The following is a 17,320-nucleotide window of genomic DNA, read 5'->3' as shown; positions in this document are numbered from 1 at the left end:
CCTTTGGGCGCCCCGGAATGACGATCAATGGCCGGCAACCGGCTCCGCCACCGCATCATACGTCGTCACCGCCTGGCGGCCACCGCGATAGACGATCGACGCCGCAATGATGCCAAGCACAGCGGCGAACATCAGCCAGAAGCCGGGCGAGGCTTTGTTGCCGGTGTAGTCGATCAGCAGGGTCGAGGCGAACGGCGTGAAGGTGCCGAACAGCGCTGCCGCGAGCGCGAAGGCGAGCGAGAAGCAGGTGGTGCGGACATGCGCCGGGACGATCTCGACCAGCGCGCCAAGCATGGTGCCGCTGTACATGCCGAAATAGAACGAGAACATCATCTCGACCGCGAGCAGCTTGCCGAAAGTCGGCGCGGCCACCAGCCAGGACAGCGCCGGGTAAGCGGTGACCAGCGCCAGGCCGGCGATGGCAAGCAGCACCGGCTTGCGGCCGATGCGGTCGGACAGCGCGCCGCCGACCGGGTTCCAGATGAAGTTGGTTACCGCGACCAGCAGCGTAACCAGCAGCGCATCCTGCGTCGACAGCTTCAGCACAGTCTTGCCGAAGGTCGGCGTGTAGACGGTGACGAAGTAGAACGTCGTCGTGGTCAGGACCGCGATCATCATGCCGAGGATGACGATGCGCCAGTTGGCGAGCGCCGAGGCGAACACCTCGTTTGCGGTCGGATGCTTCTTCATCGCGAGGAAGGCCGGCGTCTCCTCGAGCGTCCGCCGCAGGAAGAAGATCAGCGGAATGATCATGCAGCCGACGAAGAAGGGAATGCGCCAGCCCCAGGCGGCGACGGTGTCGGCCGGCATCACCTCGGACAGGAGGAAGCCGAGGATCGACGCCACGAAGATCGCGACCTGCTGGCTCGACGACTGGAACGAGGTGTAGAAGCCGCGGTTGCCGGGTGTGGAGATTTCCGCGAGATAGACCGAGACGCCGCCGAGCTCGACTCCGGCGGAGAAGCCTTGCAGCAGGCGGCCGATCAGCACGATGATCGGCGCGGCGATCCCGATGCTTGCGTAGCTCGGGCAGAACGCGATGACGACGGTGCCGATGGCCATGATGCCGAGCGTGACGATCAGGCCCTGGCGGCGGCCGATGCGGTCGATATAGGCGCCAAGCACGATCGCGCCCACGGGCCGCATCAGTGCGCCGAGCCAGAACACGCCGAAAGTGTTGAGCAGCGACGCGGTCTCGTTGGTCGAGGGGAAGAACGCCTTGCCGATGGCAGCGGCATAGAAGCCGAACAGGAAGAAGTCGAACTGCTCGAGGAAGTTGCCGCTCGTTGCGCGCAGGATCGCGCCGATGCGCGACTTGATCTCGGGCGGATTGGTTGATGCTGCTGGTCCAGCCATGACGTTTTTCCCCTTCAAGACGTGGCCGGACCGGAACTCATCTTCACGGCAGGCGACAAAATGTTGCTGCGACAATCTGACTACCCCTCTCGCGCGGGAGGTTGCGAGTCAACCGATTTTGCTACGGAAGCTGATGATTTTTCAGACTTTATTCTGCGTTGCAGCGATCATCCATTGGCGGAATGCGGCAAGCTTTGGCACTTCGCGACGGCCCTCCGGCGAGACCAGGTAGAAGCCCGCATCGGCCGGCAGCGCGATCTTGAAGGGAACCACGAGCCGGCCCTTGGCGATGTCGTCCTGGACGTAGGAGGTCCGGCCCATCGCCACGCCGATGCCGTCGATCGCGGCCTGGATGGTCATGAAGATCATGTCGAAGGTGATGCCGGGCTGCCTGGCGATATCGACTGGAAGGCCTGCTGCCGTCAGCCACAGCCGCCAGTCGTCGCTGTTGGCGTTGGATGTGTGCAGCAGCGGATAGCCCCGGAGATCCTCCGGCTGGCGCAGCGGCTTGTCGCCGCGCAGCAGCGAGGGACTGCACACCGGAAACAGCTCGTCCGCCATCAGCCAGTCGGCGCGCACGCCCGGCCACTGGCCTCTGCCGTAGCGGATCGCGGCGTCGACATCGTCGCGCTGGAAATCGACGAGGCTCGTCGATGTGGTGATGCGGACGTCGATGCCGGGATGCGCCTCCTGGAAATCGGTCAGCCGCGGCAGCAGCCATTTCGCCGCGAGCGAGGCCAGCGTCGAGACCGTCAGTACCTTGTCGTCGTCCTTGCGCAGCAGCCGGTCGGTGGCGAGGCGGAGATCGTTGAAGGCGGCGCGGACGCCGGGGAGGTAGTCGCGCGCCTCCGCCGTCAGCGCCAGCGCGCGATTCTGCCGGATGAACAGGCGGATGCCGAGCTCCTCCTCGAGCCGCCGGATCTGATGGCTGATCGCGGTCTGCGTCACATTCAGCTCGCTTGCGGCCAGCGTGAAGCTGAGATGGCGCGCGGCGGCCTCAAACGCCCGCAATCCGTTCAGGGAGGGCAATCTGGCAGTCATTTGGCAGCAGTATGCATGAGCTTATTTCATGCGAAGGGGTACAAATTGTCGTTTGTCGAAACGAGGCCTCAAGCAGATATTGCACCATAAGTTAGCTCTAGGAGCTGAAAATGTCTACTTGCACCGACCATTCGATGACAAATCATCATGCACCGGGCCTGATCTACCAGATCGGCGAGACCCTCCATCTCTGGCACGAGCGCTACCGGACCCGTCGTGAGCTCACCCACTGGACCGCCCGCGACCTCCACGACGTCGGCCTGTCCTGGAGTGACGTTGCCTACGAAGCCGAGAAACCCTTTTGGCGGGCCTGATTGGCCGCCAGGCCGGCGCCGCCTGATCACAGGGGCGCCGGCGGTCCCCTTCCGCAAGGCAAATTACCTAAGGCAGGTTTCCTAAGGGACGTGTCATGAGCACCCTTCGCCTGGACGACTTGAAGCAATATTCGGACACGCTGCGCACCCGGCAAGGCGAGGCGCTTAACGTTCGTTTCGTGGAGCCGCGCGACACCGACGAGCTCCAGCACTATTTCCGTTCGCTCACGACCCACTCCCGCTACAACCGCTTCTTCGGCGCGATCAGCGAATTGCCGAAGGGGTTGCTGCACGACTTCCTCCAGGTCGGCGAGCGCGAACGTTTCACTGTCGTCGCCACCATGATGGTCGACGGCTTCGAGACCATCGTCGCCGAAGCGCGCTACGCCTTTCACGAGGCGACCGCGACGCTCGAGTTTGGCCTGTCGGTCGATGACCGCTGGCAGGGCCACGGCATCGCCACCGCGCTGCTGAAGAATTTGGAATGCCGCGCCGCCGCACTGGGTGCGGAGCACATGTTCGGCGACACGCTGCGCTCCAACCAGAGCATGATCTCGCTCGCGCGCAAATCCGGCTTCGCCTTCGTCAACCATCCGGACGACTGGAAGCTGGTGCGCTTCGAGAAGGAGATCTCGGTCGCACCAAAAGATATTCCCTGCGCCAGCTGGCGCCTCGCCGCTCTTTCCCGTCAGGCCGTAAGCCCCTCAGCCGCGGCCTGACACCACTCCAGGCCCGGCTCGGGGAAACCAGAGCCGGGCATTTTTTTGCCTTCCCGCGGTTGTTGTTGCGTAGGCTCTCCCCACACCGTCATTCCGGATTCGATGCTGCGCATCGCCCCGAAGGCGGCTTACTTCCCCGTGAACACCGCCTTGCGCTTCTCGATAAAGGCCTGCACTGCTTCCTTGTGATCGGCGGTCGTGGTGAGGCGGATCAGCCGTTCTGCTTCGTGGTCGCGGGCGGTCTCGAAATCGAACTGCAGCGCCTCGTCGAGATTGTCTTTCATATAGCGCAGCGCGACGCGCGGCCCTTCGGCGAGCGATTTTGCCAGCGCGAAGGCCTCAGTTTGCAATTTGTCGTCGGGCACCACGCGGTTGACGAGGCCGATCGCCTCGCAGCGCGCCGCGTCGACCTTGTCGCCGGTGAACAGGAGTTCGCGCGCCCGCGCGGTGCCGACCAGTCGCGTCAACAGCCAGGCGATGCCATAGTCGCCGCTCAGCGCGATGCGGGCATAGCCGGTGGCGACGAAGGCCGATTGCGCGGCGATGCGGATGTCGCAGGCCATGGCTATGGCGAGCCCGGCGCCTACCGCCGGTCCCGGCAACGCGGCGATGGTTGGTTTGCGCACCGACACCAGCGCGCCGGTGAGCAGCCGCTGCCGCTCCTGGAGGTCGGCGACGCGATCTGCCGGCGACATCTCGAGCTTCTTCGGGTCGCGATGCGCGCCCATACCCTTGACGTTGCCGCCGGCGCAGAAGGCTTCGCCCGCGCCGGTAATCAGCAGCGCGCCGACGTTGGGATTCTCGCCGCAGGTCCGGATCATCGTGCGCAGCGCCGGCGTCAGCGTGTCCGACAGCGCGTTGCGCGCCTCCGGCCGATTCAGCGTGATCACCGCGACGCGGTCGCGGATGACGCAGAGGAGTTCATTGGTGCCGGTGTCGACGGTGGTTTCCGTGGTCATGTCGCTCCCTTTCTTTCGTCATTGCGAGGAGCGAAGCGACGAAGCAATCCAGCCTGTATCCGCGGAGATATCTCTGGATTGCTTCGCTTCGTTCGCAATGACGGTTGTTGTGAATTTATTGCCTCAAAACTTCTCCACCCAGGGCCGCAGCTCCAGCTCCCAGCTCCAGGCGTTGCGCGGCTGCTGGAGGACGTTCCAATAGCTTTCCGCGATCGCGTCGGGATCGAGCATCGAATCCGGCTTGTCCGCCGGCTCCGTCCGTGCCGCACTCCGGATGCCGCCGTCGATGACGAAATGCGCGACGTGGATGCCCTGCGGCGACAATTCGCGCGCCATGCTCTGCGCGAGCCCGCGCAGTGCGAATTTGCCCATCGCGAACGGAGCGGACTGCGCATAGCCCTTGACGCTGGCGGAAGCGCCGGTGAACAGGATCGCGCCGTGCTTGTTCGGCAGCATGCGCCTGGCCGCCTGCTGCGCCACCAGGAAGCCGCCATAGCCGCTGACCGCGATCGCCTGCGCGACGTCGGCAGGGATCAGGTCGAGGAACGGGCCGCGCGCACGGCCGCTGGCATTGTAGACGACAAGGTCTGGCGTGCCGATCTCGCGCTCGACCAGGCCGAACAGGCGCTCGACCTCCTCCGGCTCGGTGGCGTTGCAGGCATAGGCCTTTGCGCCGGTCTCGCTGCACAGCGCGCCGAGCTTTTCGATCTTTCGCGCAGCGAGCGCGACGCGGATGCCCTGGGCGGACAGCAGCCGCGCCAGCGACGCGCTCAAGCCTTCGCCGGCGCCGACAATGAGCGCGATCTTGTACTTTGGGTGTTCCATGGCGTGATCCCTGGGAGGTAAGGAGCCGCTCATCTATGCATCAGCCGTGCGGACGGCCAGCCGGAGCACCGAGGAGGCTGATCACAATTCCGCAGAGCGAATTGCTCCCTCGCGGCGATCATGCCTCCCTGACAATTTGCGGCTTTATCCAATCTGTCGGCTGGAGCATGATCGACATCATCCCAAGCGGCAAGCGTTAAAGCAGCGCAAAATGACCGCAGGGCGCGGAAACGAAGAGGACGATCATGCGGCAGCCGGCCACAACGCAACAGAAAAATGTCGCGGCCGAGCAATCTGGCCTGCTGGCACCCGATACATCAGGCATGAATTTCTACCGCGCCGATCCGGCGTTGACGGATTTGTTGCGCATCCATCTGCCGGAGACGCTGTTTCGCCACATCGAACCGCATCTCGATCGTCTGGGTGAACTGGCTGGCGGCGCGCTCGACGACTGCGCGCGGCTTGCCGACCGGCACACGCCGGTGCTGCATCAGCGCGACAAGTTCGGCCGCGACGTGCAGTGGATCGAATACCACCCCGCCTATCGCGAGCTGGAGAAGGCGGCGTTCGGCGAGTTCGGCATCCATGCGCTCTCGATTCGTAAGGGCATCATGGGCTGGCCGGACAAATATCCGGTCGTCGCAAAACACGCCTTCACTTTCCTGTTCAACCAGACCGAATTCGGGATGGGCTGCCCGATCAACGTCACCGATGGCTGCGCCAAGCTTTTGGCGAATTTCGGCAGCGAGGCATTGAAGGCAAAATATCTCGACGGCCTGACCCAGACCGACATGAGCAAGCTGACGCAGGGCGGCCAGTTCATGACCGAGAAAGAAGGCGGCTCCGACGTCGGCACGCTGACCACGCGCGCGGTGCAGGAGGGCGACCATTGGCGCCTCTTCGGCGAAAAATGGTTCTGCTCGAATGCGGATGCCAAGGTCGTGATGCTGCTGGCGCGTCCCGAAGGCGCCGGTCCCGGCACGCGTGGCGTCGGCCTGTTCCTGATGCCGCGTTTCCTCGATGACGGCTCGCAGAACAACTACCGGATCGTGCGTCTCAAGGACAAGCTCGGCACCCGCTCGATGGCCTCGGGCGAGATCAAGCTCGAAGGCGCGATCGCCTATGCCGTCGGCAAGCTCGACCGTGGCTTCGTGCAGATGGCCGAGATGGTGAACTCGTCGCGGCTCTCCAACGGCGTCAAGTCGACCGCACTGATGCGGCGCGCCTATCACGATGCGATGACGGTGGCGAAGAACCGCGTGGTGTTCGGCAACCGCATCATCGACCTGCCGCTCGGCCGTCGCCAGATGCTGAAGATCATGCTGCCAGTCGAACAGGCGCTGTCGATGAGTTTTCTCACCGCTGATGCGCTCGACCGTGCGGAGGCCGGCAGCCAGGATGCGGCCGCGCTGCTGCGGATCTTGACGCCGACCTTGAAATTTCGGGCCACGCGTGACGCGCGAAAAGTCTGCGGCGATGCGCTCGAGATGCGCGGCGGCATCGGCTATATCGAGGAATTCGCCACGGCACGCCTGCTGCGCGATGCCCATCTCGGCTCGGTCTGGGAAGGCACCGGCAACATCGTCGCGATCGATGCGCTGAGGCGCGCGGTCGGACGCCACGGCGCCGAATCCGCGCTCGCCGCCGATCTGCACGCCCGGCTCGACGACAGTGCATCCGTGCCGCAAGCCTGGCGTGATAGCCTGCGCGGCCTCACCGATCGCGCGGTTGGCTTTGCGCGCGAGGTCGCGGGCAAAGCCGAGAACGAAGCCGATGCGCGCCGCGCGACCAGCCTGCTCTATCATGTCGCGAGCGCGGTCGCGCTGTCCTGGGAAGCGCATCGCATCCACGACATGCGCGGCGACGCGCGCCGGTTGCTACTGTCGCGGCTGGTGATCGATCACCGCGTGTTGCCGAGTGATCCGTTCCGGCTGACGGAAAATGCCGCGCAACAGAAGATCGCCGCGCTGCTGCTCGGCGATCGCGCCGCCGGCATGAGCGAGGTTGGCGAACTGGTTCTGGCAGCGTAGGCTGCGCCCGCGTTCAAAGCAAAAAAAAGCGATAGGGAGTGCTCGATGAAGGCCGCCGTCCTCTATGAAGTCAACAAGCCTCTGGTCATTGAGGATGTCAGCCTGCCGAAGCCGGGCCCGCGCGAAGTCCTGATCCGCACGTCAGTCGCCGGCCTCTGCCACTCCGACCTGCACTTCATGGAAGGCCTTTATCCGCATCCGCTGCCTGCGGTACTCGGGCATGAATCCGCCGGCGTCGTTGAGCAGGTCGGCTCCGACGTCACCTATGTGAAGCCGGGCGATCACGTCGTCACTTGCCTGTCGGTGTTCTGCGGCACCTGCGACAACTGCACCACGGGCCGTACCGTGCTCTGCACCGACACCACGGTGAAGCTGCTGCCGGGCGCATCGAACCGCATGCAATGGTCTCGCTCCGAGAAGCTGCATCAGTTCCTCAACCTGTCGTCCTTTGCCGAGCAGATGCTGGTGCACGAGAATGCGATCGTCAAAATCAGGAAGGAGATGCCGCTCGACCTCGCCGCGCTGATCGGCTGCGGTGTCATCACCGGCTACGGCGCGGTGGTGAACACCGCGAAGGTGACGGCCGGCGAGACCGTGGCCGTGATCGGCTGCGGCGGCGTCGGCATGGCCGCGATCAACGGCGCGCAGATTGCGGGTGCCGGCCGCATCATCGCCATCGACACCAATCCGGCAAAGCTCCAGCTCGCGACCAAATTAGGGGCGACCGACATCATCAATCCCGCCGACGGCGACGTGGTGCAGCAGGTGCGCGACCTCACCAATGGCGGCGTGCATCATTCCTTTGAGGTGCTCGGCCGCAAGGAGACCGCGGAGCAGGCGTTCGGCATGCTCGCCTCGGGCGGCACAGCAACTATCGTCGGCATGATCCCGTTCGGCCAGAAGATCGAGCTGCACGGTTTTGATTTCCTGCGCGAGCGCAGGATCCAGGGCTCGTCGATGGGCTCGAACCACTTTCGCGTGGACATGCCGCGGCTGGTGGATTTCTACCTGCGCGGACGGCTGCACCTGGAGGACTGGATCTCGGCCAAGCTGAAGCTGAGTGAGATCAACGAAGGTTTTGCCAACATGAAGGCGGGCAAGACGCTGCGCAGCGTGATTGTGTTCGATAGCTAGCGCCGATTACGGTGTCATCGCCGCAACTCCGCTGTCATCGCCCGGTCAAGCCGGGGCATGACAGCGGAGAGGGTGGCGACGGTGTATTTTCTTCACCGCGACACGTGCGCCGATACCGCAAGCCACCTGCCGTTTTTCTTGACCCAACAATCGGTGTAGCGGCCTGACGCCTGCTGGCCGTCCGCCATTGTGTAGCTGGTCGCGCCGTGAATGATCGCGAAATCGCCCATGATGCGGATGATGACGTCGCGTTCCTTCAAGTTGCGGATCGCGATCGGCTGCGCCGTTTGCCTCAGGAAGCCCGCGCGGTCGACCAGCGTCTTGTCGGGATTGGAGCAATAGAACTCCGGCGCCAGGATTTCGTCGAAGCGCTTGACGTCGCAATTCTGCACGGAGGCGACATAGTCGCGGTTGAGCACGGTGAGCTCTTCGAGATCATTGCTCATGAGGTTGCTCCTTTGTCGCCCCTCATGGTGAGGAGGCGCGTAAGCGCCGTCTCGAACCATGAAGGCCCGGCTTTCGCCTGTGGCCATCCTTCGAGACGACCACTACGCGGTCTCCTCAGGATGAAGTCGTTCCTAATCATCGAACATTTTCGGCGGCACAAACCCGCCGAACTCGCGCTCGATCAGCTCGGCAAGCTTCAGCGGCGTGCGGTCCTCCAGCCACGGGCCGACGATCTGGACGCCGACCGGCAGGCCGTCCGGCGCAAATCCAGTCGGGATCGCGGTTGAGGGAAGGCCGGGCAGCGTGGCGATGCCGGGCCAGGCAAGCTGGTCGGGATAGACATGCTCCTTGCCGTCGATCTTGATGCGGCGGGTTTCCTGGTCCGGCGAATGGTCGTGCGGATAGGCTGGCGTCGGCATCACCGGGCAGATCACTGCGTCATATGTCTTGAACAGTTCTCGCCATTGCGCCCGTAGCCGCGTGCGTCCGGCGTTCGCCACCACCCAGTCGCGATGGCTCAGCGCGACGCCGCGCAGCCGCTCGGCGGCAAGGCTGTTGTCGCTCTCTGGGAGTGCCGCCGCAGCTGCCTTGGCGCCGGCATAGACGTCAGGCGCAAAACTTGCGGCCAGGAAGGATATCAGCATGCGCATATAGAGCCGCGACGAGGCCGCGAAATCCGGCAGTAACGGACTGCTGCGATCAATCTTGACGCCGGTTTTGGCGAGATTGTCGGCGAGGGTGTTGATGGTGCCGCGCACGGCCGTGTCGGTCGGCAGCACCGGATCGGTGTCGATCACCAGCACACGAAAATCCTTGAATGCGGTGTGACGCGCAGCGGGCAGCTCGAGCTTGTAGGCGATGCCTGCTTCGATCGGGTCGGGGCCGGCCATGACGTCGAGCACGAGCGAAAGATCGGCGGCGCTACGCGCCATCGGACCGATTACCGACAGATCGCGCTCGAATGGCAGTGGCGGCGCCGGTGGCGCGACATGCCCGCGCATGGCGACGAGGTTGAAGGTCGGCTTGTGGGCGTAAACGCCGCAATGGAAGGCCGGCACGCGCAGCGAGCCGCCGATGTCGGATCCGATCGACAGCGGGCCATAACCTGCGGCGAGCGCGGCGGACGAGCCGCCGGACGAGCCACCCGGCGTACGGCCGAGATCGTAGGGGTTGTTGGTGGTACCGTAGATGTCGTTGTAGCTCTGCCAGTCGGCGAGCGCGAGCGGCACGTTGGTCTTGCCGAGCACGACGGTGCCGGCGTCCTTCACCCGCGTGACCGGCAGCGAATCTTCCTTGGCGATAAAATCCTTCTGCGCGGGATTGCCCCAGGTCGTCGGCAGGCCGGCGATATTGTAGGATTCCTTCACCGTCATCGGCAGGCCGAGCAGCGGCTTCCGCTCGCCGCGGGCCAGCGCCGCGTCCGCCGCGCGTGCGGCGGTGAGCGCACGATCAAAATCCCGAACGCAGATTGCGTTGACCTTGCCGTCATGACGTTCGATGCGGTCGATCGCGTCCTGCGTGAGCTCGACGGCGGAGACCTTCTTCGCCGTCAATGCGGCCGACAGCTCGACCGCGCTCTTGTAACTCCATTCCGATTTGGCCACGACATGCTCCTGCGCTTCACTGGAGGGATGATGCGCAGTTTGGCCGAAGGCCGCAACCGCCGTTTGATCGCGATTGATATGCGGGCCGGTCGGAACGAGAAGGGAGACAAACAGACGCGATAGCGGCGTCACACGTCCCGTCGTCGTCCCGGCGAAGGCCTGGCGAAGGCCGGGACCCATACCGCGTGATCTATCGACAGTGCGCGGTGCGAGTTGCTCTCGCACGATGTAACGGAGGATCTTCGCCAAATTACTCCCTGTGGTTATGGGTCCCGGCCTTCGCCGGGACGACAGCAGAGGATTGGGCGACGACGGAGAGCGGAGCTACGCCGCCCCGATCAATATGCCCACCGCCAGCACGATCGCGCCGCCGAGCACGATCTGGAATACCGCCTGGAGGAACGGCGTGTCCATGTAGCGCGAACGGATGAAGGCGATGGCCCACAGTTCGAAGAACACGACGACACCGGCCATCGCAGTGGCGATCCAGAATGCATTTGGCCAGCTATCAGGGACCAAAAAGGGCAAGGAGTGACCGAGCCCGCCGAGTGCCGTCATGATGCCACTGGCGGCACCGCGCAGCCAGGGCGAGCCGCGGCCGGTCAGCGAGCCGTCATCCGACAGCGCTTCCGCAAATCCCATGCTGATGCCGGCGCCGATCGAGGCGGCGAGGCCCACCAGAAACGTCTGCCAGTTCTGGTGGGTGGCGAAGGCCGCCGCAAACAGCGGCGCCAGCGTCGAGACCGAGCCATCCATCAGGCCGGCGAGGCCGGGCTGCACATATTGCAGCACGAACATCCGCCGCCGCGTGCGGTCTTCCTCGGCACGTATGTCAGGCTTCAGGATCTCGTCGGTGAGCGTCACCGCGCGGTTCTCGTGGTGCTTCTCTTCCTCGGCGAGATCGCCGAGCAGACGGCGCACGCCAACATCCTCGGCTTGCTCGGCAGCCTTGGCGTAGAAGCGCTCGGCCTCGAGCTCCATGGTCTCGACCTCTTTACGGATCGTGTCGAGCGGCAGGTTTTTCGTCAGCCAGATCGGGCGCCGCCGCAGAAAACCTTTGACGTCCTCGCGGCGGATCGGCGGCAGATGCGGGCCGAAACGCTCCTCGTAGAGCTTGAGCAGGCGATGCCGGTGGCCGCGTTCCTCCTCGGCCATCTCCTCGAAAATCTTTGCCGTGTCCGGGTAGCGCTCCCCAAGGTCCTCGGCGAAGGACATGTAGATGCGGCTGTCTTCCTCCTCGGAGGAAATCGCGACCGCCAGCACCTCGCGCTCGGTCAAATCGGCAAAATTCTTCACGGCAGCCCTGCTCTACTAGTTTAGAATTATTCTAAACTATATAGGACGCCGCGGTTCCTTGGTCAAATCAGGCGGAACGGACCTTCGCCAGGAAGTCGAGCAGCAGCCGGCTGACCTCGGCCGGCTGTTCCTGCTGCACCCAATGGCCGGCGCCGTCGACGAGATGGCAGCCGAGCATTTTGGTGCAGGCGCTGGTTTGCATCGCCTCAAACACGCCGGGGCGTTGATAAGTGCCCCAATCCTGCTTGCCTGAGATGAAGCAGGAGGGCACGTCGATGTTGCGGCCAGCGAACAGTTGCAACTCGTTATTGAAAGCGGCCGACGTGCCGCAGCGATACCATTGCAAGCCGCCCTGGAATCCGGTGCGGCGATATTCGGCGCTGTAGTAGGCGAGCTCGTTGTCCGGCAGCCATTGATTGGCGGCGATCGCGGCCGGCGACGGCATCTCCTTTGCGACCGTCTCCGCCATGGTCTCGTTGAAATCCATCACATAGTAAGTCGGCAGCTTTGCAAGCTCTCCAGCCGACCATGACTTGAGCGGATAGGGCTTGTTGTCGGCCCAGTCCGCGCTCTTGTGATGATAATAAGCGCGCAGCAGATCATGCACGCCCTGCGGCGCGTGATGCATGTCGGCATTCGCCGCGCGTGTCGAATAGTACCATTGATAGTGGATGCGCGGGCGCGGCAGCGCTGCGAGCTCGTGATGCACGGGATCTTCGGCCACGGGCTTTGCCGGCGCGTCGACGGTGTTGAACGGCAGCGGCGGCGGTCCGCCGAACGGCGCGCTCATCATCACGACCGAGCGGAACACGTCGGGCCGCATCAGCGCGCACCAGGACGCGACCGGGCTGCCGAAATCATGTCCGACCAGGTCGACCTGCTTGTAACCGAACGCCGACACCAGCCCGAGCGCATCGCGCACCAGGTTGAACAGACGGAACGGTGCGAGATCGCCGTCGTAGTCCGCGGTCCATCCCGTGGTGCGGCCGTAGCCGCGCTGGTCCGGCGCGATCACGTGATAGCCCGCGGCTGCGAGTGCCGGCATCACCTTGCGCCAGGAGAAGGCAAGCTCCGGGAAACCGTGCAGCAGCAGGACGCAGGGGCGGCCCTTCGTCTCGAAACCAGCCTCGAGCACATGCATGCGCAAGCCGTTGATGCCATCGACATAACGCGAGCGGATTCCGGCGGGCAGGGGGATGTCTGGGAGATCGGCCATGATGTTTCCTCCTTACCCTCCCCTGGAGGGGGAGGGTCGATCGCGCGAAGCGCGAGCGGGGTGGGGTGATCTCTCCACTCGGGCAGTGTCCGATGTGGAAAGACCTTCACCCCACCTCGGTTCGCATTCCGCTTCGCTGCATGCGAACCGATCCTCCCCCTCCAGGGGAGGATGGGAGTTCGCGGCGCGAACCGCGCTAAATCACACCGCCGCGCAGACGAACCCGCTGCCCTTGCGCCTGATCTTCCCCACCGATGGCGAGGGGAAATGCGCGGTGCAGCACAGCGTGTCGGTGTCGCGATAGCGCTCCAGGAAGCTGCGGCGCGTTTTTGCCGCCGCTGCCTGGTCGACGTCGAACTTCACCGACATCTCCGGATAGAGCGTCTGGATCGGTGAATGCATGAGATCGCCGCTGAAGACAGCGTCGTCCTTGCCGCGGCCGAAGGTGAAGGCGACATGGCCCGGCGTGTGGCCCGGTGTCGGCAGGATGCGGACGTGATCGCCGATCTGGTGGTCATTGCCGACCACTTCGTGCCGCTTGGCCTCGACGACGGGCAATACGCTGTCGACGAAGGGCGGCACAGCGGCCTTCGCGTTCTGCTCGGACCAGTAGTCGAATTCCTGCTTCGCGAACACGTAGCGCGCCTTGGGGAAGGTCGGCACCCAGCGGCCGTTCTCCAGCCGCGTGTTCCAGCCGACGTGATCGACATGCAGATGCGTGCACATCACGAAGTCGATGTCGTCGACGGAGACGCCGGCGGCCGCGAGCCCGCGCAGATAGGTGTCGTCGGTCTTCATGTTCCATGCCGGCCGCTGTGGCCTCGGCTTGTCGTTGCCGATGCAGCTGTCGACCAGAATGGTATGGTGCGGCGTCTTGATCACATAGGACTGGAAGCACAGGATCAGCACATCCTGATCGTCCAGGGCCTTCGCCTCTTTCATCCACGCGCGGTTCTCGGTCAGCACGTCCGGCGTGAGTCCCGGCAACAGCTCCAGTGCGGGAAAGAACGTGGTTTCCTGCTCGATGATTCGATGGATGGTGAGATCGCCGACGGACAGTTTGAGGCTCATGAGAACTCCTGCGTCTTACGCCGCCGGCGGCACCGAGATTTTGACAGAGGGCCGCTCCAGCATCTTCTGATGGAAGGCGTCGAGCTTCGGATAGGCCTTGCGCCAGCCGCAATCGGCGAAGCGGAAGTCGGCATAGCCGAGCACGCAAACGAGGCCGATCTGCGAAATGTCGAACGGCCCGTTGAGGACATCCGGCATGTTCTCGAAGCGCGCCATGCCGGTCCAGGCCCGGTTCCAGTGGTCGTCCGACCATGCCTGCCATTGCAGGCCCTGCGGCCGCACCATCTTCTCGTAGCGGCATAGCAGCATGGAATCGAGCATGCCGTTGATCAGGGAGTGATTGGTCTTGGCCTTCCAGCGCCGCGGACCGTAATCCGGGATCAGGCTGCCGCCGGCCATCTCGTTGAGATATTCGACGATGACGTAGGAATCCAGGATGACGTCGCCGTCATTGGTGATCAGCACCGGCAGCTTTTTCAGCGGCGTGATGCGCGAATAGTCCTCGTTGGCCGTGCCCGGCGCGACGGTTGCCGGCGTGAACTCGATCTTGTCGATCAGCCCGAGCTCGATTGCGGCGATGCGCACCTTGCGGGCGAAGGGCGACGCGGCGGAGAAGGAGAGTTTCATGTCCAATAACCTCTATCCAAACATACGGACCTCATCCTGAGGAGCGCGCCCCTTGGCGCGCGTCTCGAAGGATGGCAACGGGAGGCATTCTCTTGCACCCGGCGCGAACGTCGGGTGACTGTGTTCTTGGCGCATCCTTCGAGACGCGCGCGTTGCGCGCTCCTCAGGATGAGGGCGGAGGCTTACGCCGCGACGATCTCCTGGCGCTGCTCGCCGAGACCCTCGATGCCGAGCGTGATGACGTCGCCGACATTGAGGAAGGTCGGCGGCTTCATGCCGAGGCCGACGCCGGGCGGGGTGCCGGTGGTGATGATGTCGCCGGGCAGCAGCGTCATGAACTGCGATACATAGGAGATGCATTTGGCCATCGAGAAGATCATGGTCTTGGTCGAGCCGGTCTGGCGGCGCTGGCCGTTGACGTCGAGCCACATCGACAGGTTCTGCACGTCCTTGACCTCGTCCTTGGTGGCGAGCCACGGCCCGACCGGGCCGAACGTGTCGTGCGACTTGCCCTTGGTCCACTGACCCAGGCGCTCGGTCTGGAAGTTGCGCTCGGAGACGTCGTTGCAGACGCAATAGCCGGCGACGTAGTTCAGCGCATCGGCCTCGGAGATGTATTTTGCTCGGGTGCCGATGATCGCGGCGATCTCGACCTCCCAGTCGAGCTTGGTCGAGCCGCGCGGCTTCTCGACCGCGTCGTTCGGGCCGGACAGCGACGTGTTCGCCTTCATGAAGATGATCGGCTCGGTCGGGATCGCGGCGCCGGTTTCCTTGGCGTGGTCGCTGTAGTTGAGGCCGATGGCGACGAATTTCGAGATACCGGCGACCGGCGCGCCGAACCGCGGCTTGCCGGAGACGGCGGGCAGCGAGGCGGGATCGATGGCCGCCAGCTTCTTGAGGGTATCAGACGAATAGGCCTCGCCGGTCAGGTCCTTCACATGCGCCGACAGGTCGCGCAACTGGCCGGATTTGTCGATCAGGCCGGGCTTTTCCGCACCCTTTTCGCCATAACGAACAAGCTTCATTCTCGTTTCTCCCTGAGATGGACCGATCGGTTAAATAGCTTCATGGAACAGCGCGGCGGGAAATTCAACCGCTCAAAGAGGAGCGCATTGCAGCCCCCGAAATTCGGTAGGCGGACCGTTGGGTGTTTCCGTGTCCCGGACGCGGCGCAGCGCAAAAGGGTGCGACGCAGAGCCGGGACCCAGATTGCCACGAGCATGGGCCCCGGCTCAGCAGCGCATCACCATAGCTCGTCGAAGACGCGCGAGACCTAAACCAGCGCCACAAACTTGAACGCGTCCCCGTCCCGCCGGATATGCCCGGCCGAAAAATGGCCGCCGATCACCAGCGTCGGCGTATCGGCAAACCGGCCGAACAATTCGCGCCGCGTTGCGGCCGACTGCTTCTGGTCGGAATCCGCGGTCGAGGACCAGCCGAGATGCGCCATCTGGCAGGGGTGGTGGGCGACGTCGCCGGTGAGCAGTCCCTGCTCGCCATCCGAGCGGATCAGGATGCTCATATGGCCCGGGCTGTGCCCCGGTGTCGGAATCATGCTGATCTCCTCGCAGAGCCGGTGGTCGCCCGGGATCAGGTCGACCCGATCCGCATCGACGATCGGCTTCACGGAATCGTTGAACACGGCCTGCTTGTCCGGCGCGGTCGAATGGTCGCGCCAGTGCTCGTATTCGGTCCTGCCGAAGACGTAGCGCGCCTTGGGGAAGGTCGGCACCCATTTGCCGCCGACGAGCTTGGTATTCCAGCCGACATGGTCGACATGAAGATGCGTGCACAGTACGGAGTCGATGCTGTCGGGCGCAAACCCCGCCGCAATCATCGTCTCCAGGAACGGCGTGGTCCGGCTATTCCAGGTCGGGACGTTGCGGCCCTGCTTGTCGTTGCCGAGACCAGTGTCGACCACAATGCGTCGGGTCGGCGTTTCCAGCACCAGCGAATGGATCGACATTTTCAGCCGCCCCTCTTCGGTGGCGAAATGCGGAATCAGCCAGGGCAGCTTCTGGATTTCGTCGTTGCTTGCCAAGGGCAGGATGAAGCGGGTCGAGCCGACCGTCTCCAATTCCACGATCTTGGTGATTTTGACTTGGCCTACCTTCCACTGCATGCGGTGTGTCCCCATGTCCCTGCTTTGGCGCCGAAACATGCGGGTTTCCGCCATGAAGTGCAATGGATCATCTGATGGCGCGCCGCGTTATCGCGGGAACCCAGCAAAAGCCCAAAGGGGACGACGATGCCAGAGCTTTCAATTTCCGCCGAGAAGGTGACCTTCATCATCGAGAAGGCCCGCGAATTCGACGTCAAGGAAGAGGCGTCCGATCCGGAATCCGGATCCAACCCATCCGACGATGACGAGATCGATGTGCTCGAGGATGCGACATCCGATCCCGTTGCCGCCGAGCTCGCGGGTTTCATCCGGGCGATGAACGAGGACGAGCAGCTCGACCTCGTCACGCTGATGTGGCTCGGCCGCGGTGACGGCACTGCGATTGAATGGGATGATCTGCGCGCCCGCGCCCTTGAGGCCCGCGGTGAATACAAGAACCCGCGGCGAGAAGCCGCGCAATATCTGCTGGGTGAGCCGATGCTGGGCGATCTGCTGGCCGACGGTATGGACGAACTCGGCATCGACTGGACCGACGAGCGGACTACGCCGGTCGTGTAGC

The 17,320-nt window shown here is 63.9% G+C and carries 17 protein-coding genes; 5 read left to right on the top strand and 12 right to left on the bottom strand.

Going from position 1 to position 17,320, the window contains the following annotated elements:
• Window positions 1-24 precede the first annotated feature (24 nt).
• Both ABIB73_RS20295 and ABIB73_RS20290 read right to left on the bottom strand, forming a co-directional pair.
• Window positions 25-1,356, bottom strand: a complete 1,332-nt coding sequence (locus ABIB73_RS20295; RefSeq protein WP_354226661.1) for an MFS transporter — start codon at window positions 1,354-1,356, stop codon at window positions 25-27.
• Between the two features lie 141 nt (window positions 1,357-1,497).
• Window positions 1,498-2,397: a transcriptional regulator GcvA gene (locus tag ABIB73_RS20290; protein WP_354226659.1), complete on the bottom strand. Its 900-nt coding sequence runs from the start codon at window positions 2,395-2,397 to the stop codon at window positions 1,498-1,500.
• A gap of 110 nt (window positions 2,398-2,507) precedes the next feature.
• Here ABIB73_RS20290 and ABIB73_RS20285 point away from each other — a divergent pair, with 110 nt between their 5' ends.
• Together ABIB73_RS20285 and ABIB73_RS20280 are read left to right on the top strand one after the other, a co-directional pair.
• A complete protein-coding gene (locus ABIB73_RS20285) occupies window positions 2,508-2,711 on the top strand; it encodes a DUF1127 domain-containing protein (protein WP_354226657.1) in 204 nt (67 codons plus the stop codon).
• A 95-nt stretch (window positions 2,712-2,806) separates the two neighbouring features.
• Entirely contained in the window at window positions 2,807-3,430 is a 624-nt protein-coding gene (locus tag ABIB73_RS20280) for a GNAT family N-acetyltransferase (RefSeq protein WP_354226655.1), read from the top strand.
• A gap of 128 nt (window positions 3,431-3,558) precedes the next feature.
• Here ABIB73_RS20280 and ABIB73_RS20275 read toward each other — a convergent pair whose 3' ends face one another.
• Both ABIB73_RS20275 and ABIB73_RS20270 read right to left on the bottom strand, forming a co-directional pair.
• Window positions 3,559-4,389: an enoyl-CoA hydratase gene (locus ABIB73_RS20275; protein ID WP_354226653.1), complete on the bottom strand. Its 831-nt coding sequence runs from the start codon at window positions 4,387-4,389 to the stop codon at window positions 3,559-3,561.
• A 123-nt stretch (window positions 4,390-4,512) separates the two neighbouring features.
• Window positions 4,513-5,214 (bottom strand): SDR family NAD(P)-dependent oxidoreductase, encoded by a 702-nt coding sequence (locus ABIB73_RS20270; RefSeq protein ID WP_354226651.1) that lies wholly within the window; start codon window positions 5,212-5,214, stop codon window positions 4,513-4,515.
• Window positions 5,215-5,459: 245 nt separating this feature from the next.
• On the opposite strand from ABIB73_RS20270, the gene ABIB73_RS20265 reads away from it, so the two are divergent.
• Together ABIB73_RS20265 and ABIB73_RS20260 are read left to right on the top strand one after the other, a co-directional pair.
• A complete protein-coding gene (locus ABIB73_RS20265) occupies window positions 5,460-7,244 on the top strand; it encodes an acyl-CoA dehydrogenase family protein (protein WP_354226649.1) in 1,785 nt (594 codons plus the stop codon).
• A 45-nt stretch (window positions 7,245-7,289) separates the two neighbouring features.
• Window positions 7,290-8,378 (top strand): Zn-dependent alcohol dehydrogenase, encoded by a 1,089-nt coding sequence (locus ABIB73_RS20260; RefSeq protein ID WP_354226647.1) that lies wholly within the window; start codon window positions 7,290-7,292, stop codon window positions 8,376-8,378.
• A gap of 92 nt (window positions 8,379-8,470) precedes the next feature.
• On the opposite strand, the gene ABIB73_RS20255 is transcribed toward ABIB73_RS20260, so the two are convergent.
• From ABIB73_RS20255 to ABIB73_RS20220, 8 genes are all read right to left on the bottom strand, one after another.
• Window positions 8,471-8,824: a nuclear transport factor 2 family protein gene (locus tag ABIB73_RS20255; protein WP_354226645.1), complete on the bottom strand. Its 354-nt coding sequence runs from the start codon at window positions 8,822-8,824 to the stop codon at window positions 8,471-8,473.
• Between the two features lie 132 nt (window positions 8,825-8,956).
• A complete protein-coding gene (locus ABIB73_RS20250) occupies window positions 8,957-10,429 on the bottom strand; it encodes an amidase (RefSeq protein WP_354226643.1) in 1,473 nt (490 codons plus the stop codon).
• 324 nt (window positions 10,430-10,753) lie between these two features.
• On the bottom strand, window positions 10,754-11,725 hold the full coding sequence (mbfA, locus tag ABIB73_RS20245; protein WP_354226641.1) for an iron exporter MbfA: 972 nt from the start codon (window positions 11,723-11,725) through the stop codon (window positions 10,754-10,756).
• A gap of 67 nt (window positions 11,726-11,792) precedes the next feature.
• Window positions 11,793-12,941 (bottom strand): alpha/beta hydrolase, encoded by a 1,149-nt coding sequence (locus tag ABIB73_RS20240; protein ID WP_354226640.1) that lies wholly within the window; start codon window positions 12,939-12,941, stop codon window positions 11,793-11,795.
• Window positions 12,942-13,142: 201 nt separating this feature from the next.
• Complete coding sequence (locus ABIB73_RS20235) at window positions 13,143-14,012, bottom strand: MBL fold metallo-hydrolase (RefSeq protein WP_354226638.1); 870 nt, start codon at window positions 14,010-14,012, stop codon at window positions 13,143-13,145.
• 15 nt (window positions 14,013-14,027) lie between these two features.
• Window positions 14,028-14,639, bottom strand: coding sequence for a glutathione S-transferase family protein (locus ABIB73_RS20230; protein ID WP_354226636.1), 612 nt, complete (start codon window positions 14,637-14,639; stop codon window positions 14,028-14,030).
• Between the two features lie 182 nt (window positions 14,640-14,821).
• Window positions 14,822-15,664, bottom strand: coding sequence for a fumarylacetoacetate hydrolase family protein (locus tag ABIB73_RS20225; protein WP_354226635.1), 843 nt, complete (start codon window positions 15,662-15,664; stop codon window positions 14,822-14,824).
• Window positions 15,665-15,912: 248 nt separating this feature from the next.
• Entirely contained in the window at window positions 15,913-16,761 is an 849-nt protein-coding gene (locus ABIB73_RS20220; protein WP_354226634.1) for an MBL fold metallo-hydrolase, read from the bottom strand.
• A gap of 126 nt (window positions 16,762-16,887) precedes the next feature.
• Between ABIB73_RS20220 and ABIB73_RS20215 the strand changes: the two genes are divergently transcribed.
• Window positions 16,888-17,319 (top strand): DUF3775 domain-containing protein, encoded by a 432-nt coding sequence (locus ABIB73_RS20215; protein ID WP_354226632.1) that lies wholly within the window; start codon window positions 16,888-16,890, stop codon window positions 17,317-17,319.
• Window position 17,320 lies beyond the last annotated feature (1 nt).

The sequence above is a fragment of the Bradyrhizobium sp. F1.4.3 genome (assembly GCF_040548375.1).
Taxonomy (GTDB): domain Bacteria; phylum Pseudomonadota; class Alphaproteobacteria; order Rhizobiales; family Xanthobacteraceae; genus Bradyrhizobium.
The sequence above is the reverse complement of the archived record's forward strand: the minus strand, read 5'-3'. Positions and strand labels throughout refer to the sequence as shown.

What these genes read in the sequence shown, in the direction of transcription:
- ABIB73_RS20295 (WP_354226661.1), bottom strand. Translation starts at nt 1,356, where the DNA reads ATGGCTGGACCAGCAGCATCAACCAATCCGCCCGAGATCAAGTCGCGC.
- ABIB73_RS20290 (WP_354226659.1), bottom strand. Translation starts at nt 2,397, where the DNA reads ATGACTGCCAGATTGCCCTCCCTGAACGGATTGCGGGCGTTTGAGGCC.
- ABIB73_RS20285 (WP_354226657.1), top strand. Translation starts at nt 2,508, where the DNA reads ATGTCTACTTGCACCGACCATTCGATGACAAATCATCATGCACCGGGC.
- ABIB73_RS20280 (WP_354226655.1), top strand. Translation starts at nt 2,807, where the DNA reads ATGAGCACCCTTCGCCTGGACGACTTGAAGCAATATTCGGACACGCTG.
- ABIB73_RS20275 (WP_354226653.1), bottom strand. Translation starts at nt 4,389, where the DNA reads ATGACCACGGAAACCACCGTCGACACCGGCACCAATGAACTCCTCTGC.
- ABIB73_RS20270 (WP_354226651.1), bottom strand. Translation starts at nt 5,214, where the DNA reads ATGGAACACCCAAAGTACAAGATCGCGCTCATTGTCGGCGCCGGCGAA.
- ABIB73_RS20265 (WP_354226649.1), top strand. Translation starts at nt 5,460, where the DNA reads ATGCGGCAGCCGGCCACAACGCAACAGAAAAATGTCGCGGCCGAGCAA.
- ABIB73_RS20260 (WP_354226647.1), top strand. Translation starts at nt 7,290, where the DNA reads ATGAAGGCCGCCGTCCTCTATGAAGTCAACAAGCCTCTGGTCATTGAG.
- ABIB73_RS20255 (WP_354226645.1), bottom strand. Translation starts at nt 8,824, where the DNA reads ATGAGCAATGATCTCGAAGAGCTCACCGTGCTCAACCGCGACTATGTC.
- ABIB73_RS20240 (WP_354226640.1), bottom strand. Translation starts at nt 12,941, where the DNA reads ATGGCCGATCTCCCAGACATCCCCCTGCCCGCCGGAATCCGCTCGCGT.
- ABIB73_RS20235 (WP_354226638.1), bottom strand. Translation starts at nt 14,012, where the DNA reads ATGAGCCTCAAACTGTCCGTCGGCGATCTCACCATCCATCGAATCATC.
- ABIB73_RS20230 (WP_354226636.1), bottom strand. Translation starts at nt 14,639, where the DNA reads ATGAAACTCTCCTTCTCCGCCGCGTCGCCCTTCGCCCGCAAGGTGCGC.
- ABIB73_RS20225 (WP_354226635.1), bottom strand. Translation starts at nt 15,664, where the DNA reads ATGAAGCTTGTTCGTTATGGCGAAAAGGGTGCGGAAAAGCCCGGCCTG.
- ABIB73_RS20220 (WP_354226634.1), bottom strand. Translation starts at nt 16,761, where the DNA reads ATGCAGTGGAAGGTAGGCCAAGTCAAAATCACCAAGATCGTGGAATTG.
- ABIB73_RS20215 (WP_354226632.1), top strand. Translation starts at nt 16,888, where the DNA reads ATGCCAGAGCTTTCAATTTCCGCCGAGAAGGTGACCTTCATCATCGAG.